Genomic DNA, 13,144 nt, shown 5'->3' on the forward strand with positions numbered 1-13,144 from the left:
AAGGAGACAGGCAGATGTCCGGCCACTCTAAATGGGCTACGACGAAGCACAAGAAGGCCGTGATCGATGCCAAGCGCGGCAAGCTCTTCGCGAAGCTGATCAAGAACATCGAGGTCGCGGGCCGCACCGGTGGTGCCGACCCCGAGGGCAACCCGACGCTCTACGACGCCATCCAGAAGGCCAAGAAGGCGTCCGTCCCGAACAAGAACATCGACTCGGCGATCAAGCGTGCCGCGGGTCTTGAGGCGGGCGGCGCCGACTACGAGACGATCATGTACGAGGGCTACGGCCCGAACGGCGTCGCGGTGCTCATCGAGTGCCTCACCGACAACCGCAACCGCGCGGCCTCCGACGTGCGCGTCGCCATGACCCGCAACGGCGGTTCGATGGCCGACCCGGGCTCCGTCTCGTACCTCTTCAATCGCAAGGGCGTCGTCGTGCTCCCCAAGGGCGAGCTGACCGAGGACGACGTCCTCGACGCCGTCCTCGACGCGGGCGCCGAAGAGGTCAACGACCTCGGCGAGTCCTTCGAGGTCATCAGCGAGTCCACCGACCTGGTCGCGGTCCGCACCGCGCTCCAGGCGGCCGGCATCGACTACGACTCGGCCGAGTCCAGCTTCGTCCCGACCATGCAGGTCGAGCTCGACGAGGACGGCGCGCGCAAGATGTTCAAGCTGATCGACGCGCTGGAGGACAGCGACGACGTGCAGAACGTCTTCGCCAACTTCGACGTCAGCGACGAGGTCATGGAGAAGGTCGACGCCTGAGCGCGACCCATCCCGGCAGCGGGCCGACGGGGGACACACCCCCGTCGGCCCGCTGCGTTGTCGGCGGCAGCCGATAGCCTGCACAAACAGGTGAGCGAAAAGGGAGGGCACGGTGCGCGTTCTGGGGGTGGATCCCGGACTGACCCGCTGCGGCGTCGGGGTGGTCGAAGGGGTCGCCGGACGGCCGCTGACCATGCTCGGGGTCGGCGTGGTGCGGACCCCCGCAGACGCGGACATCGGCCTCCGGCTGGTCGGCATCGAGCGCGGCATCGAGGAGTGGATCGAGCGCTTCCAGCCCGAACTCGTGGCCGTGGAGCGGGTGTTCAGCCAGCACAACGTGAGTACGGTGATGGGCACCGCCCAGGCCAGCGCCGTCGCCATGCTGTGCGCCGCCCGCCGAGGGCTGCCCGTCGCCCTGCACACGCCCAGCGAGGTCAAGGCCGCCGTCACCGGCAGCGGGCGGGCCGACAAGGCCCAGGTCGGCGCCATGGTCACCCGGCTGCTGCGGCTCTCCGCCCCGCCCAAGCCGGCCGACGCCGCCGACGCCCTCGCCCTCGCCATCTGCCACATCTGGCGCGCCCCCGCCCAGAACCGCCTCCAGCAGGCCGTCGCCCTGCACGCCTCGAAAGGCCGTACCCGATGATCGCCTTCGTCAGCGGCCCGGTCGCCGCCCTCGCCCCCACGACCGCCGTCGTCGAGGTCGGCGGCGTCGGCATGGCCGTCCAGTGCACCCCCGACACCATCGCCGGGCTGCGCGTCGGCGAGCACGCGCGGCTGGCCACCTCCCTGGTCGTCCGCGAGGACTCGCTGACCCTGTACGGCTTCGCCGACGACGACGAGCGGCAGGTCTTCGAGCTGCTCCAGACCGCCAGCGGGGTCGGACCCCGGCTCGCCCAGGCCATGCTCGGGGTGCACCGCCCCGACGCGCTGCGGCTCGCCTTCTCCACCGGCGACGAGAAGGCCCTGACCGCCGTGCCCGGCATCGGCAAGAAGGGCGCCCAGAAACTCCTCCTCGAACTGAAGGACAAGCTCGGCTCCCCGCTCGGCAACAGCGGCCTCGTCGGCCAGCAGCGCGCCGTCGCCGCCGGCCCCGCCCCCTGGACCGAGCAGCTCGCCGCCGCCCTCGTCGGCCTCGGCTACGCGAGCCGCGATGCCGAGGACGCCGTGGCCGCCGTCACCCCGCAGGCCGAGGCCGCGCTCGCCGAGACCGGCTCCGCGCCCGTCCCGCAGCTGCTGCGCGCCGCCCTGCAGACCCTCAACCGCGCCCGCTGACCTCCCCCGTACGAAGAGAAGGCCCCATCACCGTGAACTGGGACGACGAGACCGCGCCCGCCGCCGAGGAGCGCATCGTCGACGCCTCCGCCGAGGGCGACGACCAGGCCGTCGAGGCCGCGCTGCGGCCGAAGGACCTCAGCGAGTTCGTCGGCCAGGAGAAGGTCCGCCAGCAGCTCGACCTGGTCCTGCGGGCCGCCCGCCAGCGCGGTGCCACCGCCGACCACGTGCTGCTCTCCGGCGCCCCCGGCCTCGGCAAGACCACCCTGTCGATGATCATCGCGGCGGAGATGAACGCGCCGATCAGGATCACCAGCGGCCCCGCCATCCAGCACGCGGGCGACCTCGCGGCCATCCTGTCCTCGCTCCAGGAGGGCGAGATCCTCTTCCTCGACGAGATCCACCGGATGTCCCGGCCCGCCGAGGAGATGCTCTACATGGCGATGGAGGACTTCCGCGTCGATGTCATCGTCGGCAAGGGCCCCGGCGCCACCGCCATCCCCCTGGAGCTGCCGCCGTTCACCCTGGTCGGGGCCACCACCCGGGCCGGACTGCTGCCGCCGCCGCTGCGCGACCGCTTCGGCTTCACCGCCCACATGGAGTTCTACGAGCCGCACGAGCTGGAGCGCGTGGTGCACCGCTCCGCGGGCCTCCTCGACGTCGAGATCGACACCGCGGGCGCCGCCGAGATCGCCGGGCGCTCCCGCGGCACCCCCCGCATCGCCAACCGGCTGCTGCGTCGCGTACGGGACTACGCGCAGGTCAGGGCCGACGGCGTGATCACGCGGGAGATCGCCGCCGCCGCCCTCGGCGTGTACGAGGTGGACAGCCGGGGCCTCGACCGCCTCGACCGCGCGGTCCTGGGGGCCCTGCTGAAGCTCTTCGGCGGCGGCCCGGTCGGCCTGTCCACCCTCGCCGTGGCCGTGGGCGAGGAGCGCGAGACCGTCGAGGAGGTCGCCGAGCCCTTCCTCGTACGTGAGGGACTTCTCGCACGCACACCCCGTGGCCGGGTCGCCACTCCGGCCGCCTGGCAGCACCTCGGAATGGCTCCGCCGCAGGCCGCGGGCCCCGGCGCGGCAGGAAGCGGACAACAGGGGCTCTTCGGGGCGTGACGGCGCGGAGACTCGCCCGTACGGGAACCGGGGTGCGATGCTGGGCGTTGTTCCAACGATGCGGACTCGCCTAGACTCCGCCGGTGCCGCTCCTTATGGTCGGCGCACCCACCCCCGAATCAGGCCGCGCAGTCTTCGCGGCCTTGCGAAGGAAATTCCGTCCCGTGAATAACATCGGCATGCTCCTCCCGTTCATCGTGCTCATCGGGGCCATGTTCCTCATGACCCGCTCTGCCAAGAAGAAGCAGGCGCAGGCGGCGGAGATGCGCAACCAGATCCAGCCCGGCACCGGCGTCCGCACGATCGGGGGGATGTACGCCACCGTCAAGGAGGTCGGCGACGAGACCGCCCTCCTCGAGGTCGCTCCCGGCGTCCACGCGGTCTACGCGAAGAACTCCATCGGCGCCGTCCTGGACGACGCCGAGTACAACCGGATCGTCCACGGCGACGAGCCCGGTGAGGTCGTCCCCGACGACGCCTCCTCGCTGACCGAGGCCGCCGAGGAGCCGGCCGAGGACGTCAAGGCCGACCTCACCAAGAAGTCGGACGCCGCCGAGGCTGACAAGGACGGCAAGACCGACGGCGGGACCGAGGCGAAGTAGTTTCGCTGCCGCAGCCGCGCGTCAGCCCCGACCGGGCGCGCGCGGCTGCGGCGACGGTCTCACGTCTGCGGGGGCAGGTCCCCACCACACACTTCGTGGCCGCTTCGCGCCCAACATGCGCGGGGCGGTTTGGACAGGGAGAAACGACAGGTGGCAGCACCGAAGAAGGGCCGAAGGCCGGCGGGGGGACAGAGCCGGCCGGGCCGCGCCCTGGCACTCATTCTGATCGCCATGGTCGCACTCACCGGCGGCATGTTCTGGTCGGGGCACACCACCCCGCGCCTGGGCATCGACCTCGCCGGCGGTACGTCGATCACGCTCAAGGCGAAGGCGGAGCCCGGACAGGAGTCCGCCGTCAACGAGACCAACATGAACACCGCGGTCGGCATCATCGAGCGCCGTGTCAACGGTCTGGGTGTCTCGGAGGCGGAGGTCCAGACGCAGGGCCGCGAGAACATCATCGTCAACATCCCCAAGGGGACGAACGAGAAGCAGGCCCGCGAGCAGGTCGGCACCACCGCCCAGCTGTACTTCCGGCCGGTCCTGGCCGTCGCCGCCGCCGAGCAGCCGGCGCCGGACAAGAGCGCCACGGGTTCGCCCACGCCGACGCCCACGGCCTCCGGCGCCACCGCGGGCAAGGGCAAGACGGACACCAGCCCGACCGCGACCGCCACGTCGTCGCCGTCCACGCAGGGCCGCGCCGTCACCGAGGCGCTGAAGGCCCCGAGCCCGACGCCGACCGCCACGTCGTCCACGACGCCGAAGTCGACGGAGAGCCCGAAGGCCGACACCCCGGCCGACCCGGCGACCGCCGCCCTCCAGCAGAAGTTCGCCACGCTGAACTGCCTCGACCCGAAGCAGCGCACGGCCGCCGGTGACGGAGTCAAGCCGACCGACACCACCGTCGCCTGTGGCCAGAACGGCGCCGGGCAGTGGGAGAAGTACATCCTCGGCCCGGCCGAGGTGGACGGCAAGGACGTCGACGACGCCAAGGGCGTCTTCGACCAGCAGCGCGGCATGTGGATCGTCACCATGGACTTCACCAGCGGTGGCGCCAAGAAGTTCCAGAAGATCACCGGCAAGCTCTCGCAGCAGCAGGCGCCGCAGAACCAGTTCGCCATCGTCCTCGACGGCGAGGTCGTCTCGGCCCCGTCCGTCAACCAGACGCTGAGCGCCAGCGCCGAGATCTCCGGCAGCTTCAACCAGCAGTCCGCCCAGGACCTCGGCAACATCCTGTCCTACGGCGCCCTGCCCCTGACGTTCGACACGCAGAGCGTGGACACCGTCACCGCCGCCCTCGGCGGCGAGCAGCTCCAGGCGGGTCTGATCGCCGGCGCCATCGGCCTCGGCCTGGTCATCATCTACCTGGTCGTGTACTACCGCGGCCTGTCGATGATCGCCATCCTCAGCCTCGGCGTCTCGGCCCTGCTCACCTACGTGATCATGGCCCTGCTCGGCCCGGCCATCGGCTTCGCGCTGAACCTGCCGGCCGTCTGCGGCGCCATCGTGGCCATCGGCATCACAGCGGACTCGTTCATCGTCTACTTCGAACGCATCCGTGACGAGATCCGCGAGGGCCGCACCATGCGCCCGGCCGTCGAGCGCGCCTGGCCGCGCGCCCGCCGCACCATCCTGGTCTCCGACTTCGTGTCCTTCCTCGCCGCCGCGGTGCTCTTCGTCGTCACCGTCGGCAAGGTCCAGGGCTTCGCGTTCACGCTCGGTCTGACCACCCTGCTCGACGTCGTCGTGGTGTTCCTCTTCACCAAGCCGGTGATGACGCTCCTCGCGCGCACCAAGTTCTTCGGCAACGGGCACAAGCTGTCCGGTCTCGACCCGAAGAGCCTCGGCGTCCAGCCGCCGCTGCGGCGCACCCGCCGCCAGCCCGTTTCCGCCGCCGCAGGCCCTGCCGACACGAAGGAGGCGTGAGATGTCGAAGCTCGGAGATCTCGGCGCCCGGCTCCACCGAGGTGAGGTCGGCTACGACTTCATCGGCAACCGCAGGATCTGGTACGGCCTGTCGATCCTGATCACCATCACGGCGATCGTGGCCCTCGCGGTGCGCGGCCTCAACATGGGCATCGAGTTCCAGGGCGGCGCCGTCTTCACGACCCCGAAGACGGCCGTCTCGGTCACCCAGGCCCAGGAGTACGCGGAAGAGGCGTCCGGCCACGACGCGATCGTCCAGGAGCTCGGCAGCGGCGCGCTGCGCATCCAGGTCGGCGGTCTCGACACCGAGCAGTCCGACAAGGTGCGCTCGCAGCTCGCCAAGGAGCTGAACGTCCCCGAGGAGAAGATCGCGGCCGAGCTCGTCGGCCCGAGCTGGGGTGAGCAGATCGCCACGAAGGCATGGACCGGCCTCGGGGTGTTCATGATCCTGGTGGTGATCTACCTCGCCATCGCCTTCGAATGGAGAATGGCGGTCGCGGCGCTCATCGCGCTCATCCACGACCTCACCATCACCGTCGGCATCTACTCGCTGGTGGGCTTCGAGGTCACGGTCGGCACGGTCATCGGTCTGCTGACGATCCTCGGATACTCGCTCTACGACACCGTCGTCGTCTTCGACTCGTTGAAGGAACAGACGAAGGGCATCACCAAGCAGACCCGCTGGACCTACAGCGAGATCGCCAACCGGTCGATCAACGGCACCCTGGTCCGTTCGATCAACACCACGGTCGTCGCCCTGCTGCCCGTCGCCGGTCTGCTCTTCATCGGCGGCGGCGTCCTCGGCGCCGGCATGCTGAACGACATCTCGCTGTCGCTCTTCGTGGGTCTCGCCGCCGGCGCGTACTCCTCGATCTTCATCGCCACCCCGCTCGTCGCCGACCTCAAGGAGCGCGAGCCGGCGATGAAGGCCCTGAAGAGGCGCATCCTGGCCAAGCGGGCCGCCGCTGCCGCCAAGGGCGAGTCGCTCGACGAGGACAACGGCCTCGCCGAGGCCGCCGTCGTCGGCCAGGGCCGCCGCGGCCGCTCGGAGAACCACGGATGACCGCCGGCGCCCAGGACACCGTGCAGCTGCTCCTCAGCCGCATCCGTGACGTCCCCGACTATCCGAAGCCGGGCGTGCTGTTCAAGGACATCACCCCGCTGCTCGCGGACCCGGAGGCGTTCAGCGCGCTGACCGACGAGCTCGCCGCGCTGTGCGCGGCGCACGGCGCCACGAAGATCGTCGGCCTGGAGGCCCGCGGCTTCATCCTGGCCGCCCCGGTCGCCGTCCGCGCCGGTCTCGGCTTCATCCCGGTCCGCAAGGCCGGGAAGCTGCCCGGGGCCACCCTGCGCCAGGCGTACGAGCTGGAGTACGGCACCGCCGAGATCGAGGTGCACGCCGAGGACCTGGCCCCGGGCGACCGGGTCATGGTCATCGACGACGTCCTCGCCACCGGCGGCACCGCCGAGGCGTCCATCGAGCTCATCCGGCGCGCCGGGGCCGAGGTCGCCGGGGTCGCCGTCCTGATGGAGCTGAGCTTCCTGCCAGGCCGGGCCCGCCTGGAGCCGGCCCTGTCGGGCGCCCCGCTCACCGCGCTCATCACCGTCTGAGCGTCCCGCCGCACGGCACGGAGGCGGCCCGGGGAATTCCCCGGGCCGCCTCCGTCGTTTTCAGGACACCCACCACGAGCGGGATCCCCCGGCAGCGGGCCGGGCGTCCCATCCCACGGGCGCGTGAGCACCGCCGCTCCCAGGTCGATACGATGGCCTTTCCGGGCCTGACCGGGGGACCCGGAGAACGGCCCCGGACCCCGTCCGGGGGTACCCCCAGAGGAGCGCTCTTGCCAGACGAGGCCCAGCCACTCTCCGCCGCGCAGCCCGAGCAGCAGGCCGACCAGGCCGCGCCGGGCACCGCCGCGCACCAGAACAAGCCCGCGGAGATCCGGCCCGCGGCCCCGGCACCGGCCCCCGCTGTCCGGCCCACCCCGGCGGCCCCGAGCCGCTCGGGCGGCTCGTCCAGCCGCGTCCGCGCCCGTCTCGCCCGGCTGGGCGTCCAGCGCTCCTCCCCGTACAACCCGGTCCTCGAACCGCTGCTGCGGATCGTCCGCTCCAACGACCCGAAGATCGAAACGGCGACATTGCGCCAGATCGAGCGGGCCTACCAGGTCGCCGAGCGCTGGCACCGCGGCCAGAAGCGCAAGAGCGGCGACCCGTACATCACCCACCCGCTCGCCGTCACGACGATCCTCGCCGAGCTGGGCATGGACCCGGCGACGCTGATGGCCGGCCTGCTCCACGACACGGTCGAGGACACCGAGTACGGCCTGGACACCCTGCGCCGCGACTTCGGCGACCAGGTCGCCCTGCTCGTCGACGGCGTCACCAAGCTGGACAAGGTCAAGTTCGGCGAGGCGGCCCAGGCCGAGACCGTCCGCAAGATGGTCGTCGCCATGGCCAAGGACCCCCGGGTCCTGGTCATCAAGCTCGCCGACCGCCTGCACAACATGCGCACGATGCGCTACCTCAAGCGGGAGAAGCAGGAGAAGAAGGCCCGCGAGACCCTGGAGATCTACGCCCCGCTGGCGCACCGGCTGGGCATGAACACCATCAAGTGGGAGCTGGAGGACCTCGCCTTCGCGATCCTCTACCCCAAGATGTACGACGAGATCGTCCGGCTCGTCGCCGAGCGCGCCCCCAAGCGGGACGAGTACCTGGCCATAGTGACCGACGAGGTCCAGGCCGACCTGCGCGCCGCCCGCATCAAGGCCACCGTCACCGGCCGGCCCAAGCACTACTACAGCGTCTACCAGAAGATGATCGTCCGCGGCCGTGACTTCGCGGAGATCTACGACCTGGTCGGCATCCGCGTCCTCGTGGACACCGTCCGCGACTGCTACGCGGCCCTCGGCACCGTCCACGCGCGATGGAACCCGGTCCCCGGCCGGTTCAAGGACTACATCGCGATGCCGAAGTTCAACATGTACCAGTCGCTGCACACGACGGTCATCGGACCCAACGGCAAGCCCGTCGAGCTCCAGATCCGCACCTTCGACATGCACCGGCGCGCCGAGTACGGCATCGCCGCGCACTGGAAGTACAAGCAGGAGGCCGTCGCCGGCGCCTCCAAGGTCCGCGCCGACGTGCCGAAGAAGGCCGGCAAGGACGACCACCTCAACGACATGGCCTGGCTGCGCCAGCTCCTCGACTGGCAGAAGGAGACCGAGGACCCCTCGGAGTTCCTGGAGTCGCTGCGCTTCGACCTGTCGCGCAACGAGGTCTTCGTCTTCACCCCCAAGGGCGACGTCATCGCGCTGCCCGCGGGCGCCACCCCGGTCGACTTCTCGTACGCGGTCCACACCGAGGTCGGGCACCGCACGATAGGGGCCCGGGTCAACGGGCGGCTGGTGCCGCTGGAGTCCACCCTGGACAACGGCGACCTGGTCGAGGTCTTCACCTCCAAGGCGGCGGGCGCCGGCCCGTCCCGGGACTGGCTCGGCTTCGTCAAGTCCCCACGCGCCCGGAACAAGATCCGCGCCTGGTTCTCCAAGGAGCGCCGCGACGAGGCCATCGAGCAGGGCAAGGACGCCATCGCGCGGGCCATGCGCAAGCAGAACCTGCCGATCCAGCGGATCCTCACCGGCGACTCCCTCGTCACCCTCGCCCACGAGCTGCGCTACAGCGACATCTCCTCGCTGTACGCGGCGATCGGCGAGGGCCACGTCACGGCCCAGTCGATCGTGCAGAAGCTCGTCCAGGCGCTCGGCGGCGAGGAGGCGGCCACCGAGGACATCGAGGAGGCGGCGCCCCCGGCCCGCGGGCGCTCCAAGCGCCGCTCGAACGCGGACCCCGGTGTCGTCGTCAAGGGCGTCGACGACGTCTGGGTGAAGCTGGCCCGGTGCTGTACGCCGGTCCCGGGCGACCCGATCATCGGCTTCGTCACCCGCGGCAGCGGCGTCTCCGTGCACCGCAGCGACTGCGTCAACGTCGACTCGCTGTCCCGGGAGCCCGAGCGGATCCTGGAGGTCGAGTGGGCGCCCACCCAGTCCTCGGTCTTCCTCGTCGCCATCCAGGTCGAGGCCCTGGACCGCTCCCGGCTGCTCTCGGACGTCACGCGCGTCCTGTCGGACCAGCACGTCAACATCCTGTCGGCGGCCGTGCAGACCTCCCGCGACCGGGTGGCCACCTCGCGCTTCACCTTCGAGATGGGCGACCCCAAGCACCTCGGACACGTCCTGAAGGCCGTACGCGGCGTCGAGGGCGTCTACGACGTGTACCGGGTCACCAGCGCCCGGCGCCCCTGAGCGGGGCTCCCGTACGCACGAGGAAGGGCCCCCGGCACCAGCCGGGGGCCCTTCCTCGTACCGCGTCACACGGGTGTCAGCCGCCGAACTCCTGCAGGCCCTTCAGGGCCTGGTCGAGCAGGGCCTGGCGGCCCTCCAGCTCGCGGGCGAGCTTGTCGGCCTTGGCGTCGTTGCCGGCGGCGCGGGCCGTGTCGATCTGCTTCTGCAGCTTGTCGACGGCGTCCTGGAGCTGGCCGGTCAGACCCGCGGCGCGGGCCCGCGCCTCCGGGTTGGTGCGGCGCCACTCGGCCTCCTCGGCCTCCTGGATCGCCCGCTCCACCGTGTGCATCCGGCCCTCGACCTTCGGGCGGGCGTCGCGCGGGACGTGGCCGATGGCCTCCCAGCGCTCGTTGAGGGAGCGGAAGGCCGCGCGGGCCGCCTTCAGGTCCGTCACCGGCACCAGACGCTCGGCCTCGGCCGCGAGCTCCTCCTTGAGCTTGAGGTTCTCGGTCTGCTCCGCGTCCCGCTCGGCGAAGACCCCGCCGCGGGCGGCGAAGAAGACGTCCTGGGCGCCGCGGAAGCGGTTCCACAGCTCGTCCTCGTGCTCGCGCTGGGCGCGGCCCGCCGCCTTCCAGTCCGCCATGAGCTCGCGGTAGCGGGCGGCGGTGGTGCCCCAGTCGGTCGAGTTCGACAGCGACTCGGCCTCGGCGACCAGCTTCTCCTTGGCCTTGCGGGCGTCCTCGCGCTGCGCGTCGAGCGCCGCGAAGTGGGCCTTGCGGCGCTTGGAGAAGGCCGAGCGGGCGTGCGAGAAGCGGTGCCACAGCTCGTCGTCCGACTTGCGGTCGAGGCGCGGCAGGCCCTTCCAGGTGTCCACGAGCGCCCGCAGCCGCTCGCCGGCGGCCCGCCACTGCTCGCTCTGCGCCAGCTCCTCGGCCTCGGCGACCAGCGCCTCCTTGGCGGAGCGGGCCTCGTCGGCCTGCTTCGCCTTCTGGACCTTGCGCTCCTCGCGGCGGGACTCGACCGACTCGGTCAGCTTGTCGAGCCGGGCCGACAGCGCGGCCAGGTCGCCCACCGCGTGGTGCTCCCGGACCTGCTCGCGGATGTGCTCGATCGCCGTCTGGGCGTCCTTCGCGGAGAGGTCGGTGGTCCTCACGCGCTTCTCGAGGAGGCCGATCTCGACCACCAGGCCCTCGTACTTGCGCTCGAAGTAGGCCAGGGCCTCCTCAGGGGTGCCGGCCTGCCACGATCCGACGACCTGCTCGCCCTCGGCCGTACGCACGTACACGGTGCCCGTCTCGTCGACGCGGCCCCACGGGTCGCTGCTCACAGCGCCTCCTCACCATGATGCCGTCACGGGGGCCCCGCCCCCTGGCATCGTCCACGGATTCCCGGCGGGTCTTGGCCCGCCCTCCACAGCCCGGCCGACGGCCGGCGCTGCACAACGCCAATCTAGGCGAACGGCGGCCCGGCTGTCCGCACTCAGCACGACCGAAATTGAACGGTCACACGCGCGCGGGCCCCGCCGGGCCGCCCCCACGTCACTTCTTGGTGACGGCCGCCTTCTCGATGGTGACGCCCTTCTGCGGGGCGCCGTCGCCCGCGCCGCCCTGCACGCCGGCCTTCGCCACGTCCTCGACGACCTTCAGGCCGGCCGCGTCGAAGGTGCCGAACGGGGTGTAGTTCGGGGGCAGCTTGGTGTCCTTGTAGACGAGGAAGAACTGGCTGCCGCCGGTGTTCGCCCCCGCGTTCGCCATGGCGACCGTGCCCTTGGGGTACGTGACGGAGCCGTCCGCGCCCGCCTTGCCGAGGCCGTTCAGGTTCTCGTCCGGGATGACGTAGCCGGGGCCGCCGGTGCCGTCGCCCTTGGGGTCGCCGCACTGGAGCACGAAGATGCCCGAGGTGGTGAGGCGGTGGCACTTGGTCCCGTCGAAGTACTTCTTGTCGGCGAGGTGCTTGAACGAGTTCACGGTGTGCGGGGCCTTGGCCGCGTCCATCGTGATCGTGATGTCGCCCTGGTTCGTCGTGAGGGCCATCGTGTACGTGGCCTTCTTGTCGATGGACATCGCCGGCTCGGGCTGCGAGGAGGTGCTCTGCTCCGGGCTGGGCGTGTTCGTCGGCTCGGCCGCCGCGTTGTCCGACTTCTTGTCGTCGCCGGTCAGCGCCACCGAGAGGTACACCGCGCCGCCCGCGGCGAGCACGACCGCGAGCGAGGCGGCGATGACGCTGATGCGGCGCGACTTGCGCCGAGCGTCCGCGCGCCGCTGCTGCTGACGCTGGTACTTGTCCCTGGCGAGCTGCCGCCGCCGCTGATCGCTGGTGACCACCGGGTCCGCTCCTTGTCGATCGTCTGTTCAGTGCTGGCCGGATGTGCCCGTACCGTATACGGGTTGGCTGTGGAATACGCAGCGCCGGTAGGCTCTGACCCGCTGCATTCCGTTTCGCCGCAGCCATCTGCCGGACGACAAATAAGGACGATCGTGCTGATTGCCGGGTTCCCCGCCGGGGCCTGGGGCACCAACTGTTACGTGGTCGCCCCCGCCGCAGGCGAGGAGTGCGTCATCATCGACCCGGGCCACCAGGCCGCCCAGGGTGTCGAGGAGACGCTGAAGAAGCATCGGCTCAAGCCCGTCGCCGTGGTCCTCACCCATGGCCACATCGACCACGTCGCCTCCGTCGTCCCGGTCTGCGGCGCCCATGACGTACCCGCGTGGATCCACCCCTCCGACCGGTACATGATGAGCGACCCTGAGAAGGCCCTCGGCCGCTCCATCGGGATGCCCCTCATAGGCGAGCTGACCGTGGGCGAGCCGGACGACGTGCGCGAGCTGACCGACGGCGCCGAGCTGAGCCTCGCCGGACTGACGCTGTCCGTCGCGCACGCCCCCGGTCATACCAAGGGGTCGGTGACCTTCCGGACCCCCGAGACCACGGAGATCCCCTCCGTGTTCTTCTCCGGGGACCTGCTGTTCGCCGGCTCCATCGGCCGCACCGACCTGCCCGGCGGTGACATGGACGAGATGCTCGGATCGCTGGCCCGCGTGTGCCTGCCGCTCGACAACTCGACCGTGGTCCTGTCGGGGCACGGTCCCCAGACGACCATCGGCCAAGAGCGCGCCACCAACCCCTATCTGCGGCAGGTGGCGGCCGGCCTCGGGAGCCAGGACGCTCCCCGACGAGGAATGTGA

The 13,144-nt window shown here is 71.0% G+C and carries 12 protein-coding genes; 10 read left to right on the forward strand and 2 right to left on the reverse strand.

The genetic code is table 11. The annotated features are described in order from the left end of the window. Window positions 1–14: 14 nt before the first annotated feature. The 9 genes from AB0C99_RS04270 to AB0C99_RS04310 all read left to right on the forward strand — a co-directional run bounded on the left by AB0C99_RS04270 (window position 15) and on the right by AB0C99_RS04310 (window position 9,980). Entirely contained in the window at window positions 15–767 is a 753-nt protein-coding gene (locus AB0C99_RS04270) for a YebC/PmpR family DNA-binding transcriptional regulator (RefSeq protein WP_362468992.1), read from the forward strand. A 112-nt stretch (window positions 768–879) separates the two neighbouring features. Beyond that, window positions 880–1,410, forward strand: coding sequence for a crossover junction endodeoxyribonuclease RuvC (gene ruvC, locus AB0C99_RS04275; RefSeq protein ID WP_362468994.1), 531 nt, complete (start codon window positions 880–882; stop codon window positions 1,408–1,410). Continuing rightward, the gene (gene ruvA, locus AB0C99_RS04280) at window positions 1,407–2,039 is read left to right on the forward strand and encodes a Holliday junction branch migration protein RuvA (RefSeq protein ID WP_362468996.1); all 633 of its coding nucleotides are present in this window, start codon (window positions 1,407–1,409) and stop codon (window positions 2,037–2,039) included. The genes ruvC and ruvA overlap by 4 nt, the downstream gene beginning before the upstream one ends. Before the next feature lie 32 nt (window positions 2,040–2,071). Then, window positions 2,072–3,151, forward strand: a complete 1,080-nt coding sequence (gene ruvB, locus AB0C99_RS04285) for a Holliday junction branch migration DNA helicase RuvB (RefSeq protein ID WP_362468998.1) — start codon at window positions 2,072–2,074, stop codon at window positions 3,149–3,151. A 179-nt stretch (window positions 3,152–3,330) separates the two neighbouring features. Continuing rightward, entirely contained in the window at window positions 3,331–3,753 is a 423-nt protein-coding gene (gene yajC, locus AB0C99_RS04290; RefSeq protein ID WP_362469099.1) for a preprotein translocase subunit YajC, read from the forward strand. Window positions 3,754–3,903: 150 nt separating this feature from the next. Further along, window positions 3,904–5,679 (forward strand): protein translocase subunit SecD, encoded by a 1,776-nt coding sequence (gene secD / locus AB0C99_RS04295; RefSeq protein WP_362468999.1) that lies wholly within the window; start codon window positions 3,904–3,906, stop codon window positions 5,677–5,679. Window position 5,680: 1 nt separating this feature from the next. Then, window positions 5,681–6,742, forward strand: a complete 1,062-nt coding sequence (gene secF, locus AB0C99_RS04300; protein WP_362469001.1) for a protein translocase subunit SecF — start codon at window positions 5,681–5,683, stop codon at window positions 6,740–6,742. Next, window positions 6,739–7,290: an adenine phosphoribosyltransferase gene (locus AB0C99_RS04305; protein ID WP_362469003.1), complete on the forward strand. Its 552-nt coding sequence runs from the start codon at window positions 6,739–6,741 to the stop codon at window positions 7,288–7,290. Before secF ends, AB0C99_RS04305 begins: the two co-directional genes overlap by 4 nt. Before the next feature lie 230 nt (window positions 7,291–7,520). Beyond that, window positions 7,521–9,980 carry a bifunctional (p)ppGpp synthetase/guanosine-3',5'-bis(diphosphate) 3'-pyrophosphohydrolase gene (locus AB0C99_RS04310; protein ID WP_362469004.1) on the forward strand — a complete coding sequence of 820 codons (2,460 nt, stop codon included), beginning with the start codon at window positions 7,521–7,523 and terminating at the stop codon, window positions 9,978–9,980. A gap of 76 nt (window positions 9,981–10,056) precedes the next feature. Here the strand turns inward: AB0C99_RS04310 and AB0C99_RS04315 are convergent, their stop codons facing one another. Together AB0C99_RS04315 and AB0C99_RS04320 are read right to left on the reverse strand one after the other, a co-directional pair. Next, on the reverse strand, window positions 10,057–11,286 hold the full coding sequence (locus AB0C99_RS04315) for a DUF349 domain-containing protein (RefSeq protein WP_362469006.1): 1,230 nt from the start codon (window positions 11,284–11,286) through the stop codon (window positions 10,057–10,059). Window positions 11,287–11,497: 211 nt separating this feature from the next. Beyond that, entirely contained in the window at window positions 11,498–12,283 is a 786-nt protein-coding gene (locus tag AB0C99_RS04320) for a peptidylprolyl isomerase (protein ID WP_362469008.1), read from the reverse strand. A gap of 153 nt (window positions 12,284–12,436) precedes the next feature. Between AB0C99_RS04320 and AB0C99_RS04325 the strand changes: the two genes are divergently transcribed. After that, window positions 12,437–13,144: an MBL fold metallo-hydrolase gene (locus AB0C99_RS04325; RefSeq protein ID WP_362469010.1), complete on the forward strand. Its 708-nt coding sequence runs from the start codon at window positions 12,437–12,439 to the stop codon at window positions 13,142–13,144.

The sequence above is a fragment of the Streptomyces sp. NPDC048659 genome (genome assembly GCF_040650575.1).
GTDB lineage: Bacteria > Actinomycetota > Actinomycetes > Streptomycetales > Streptomycetaceae > Streptomyces.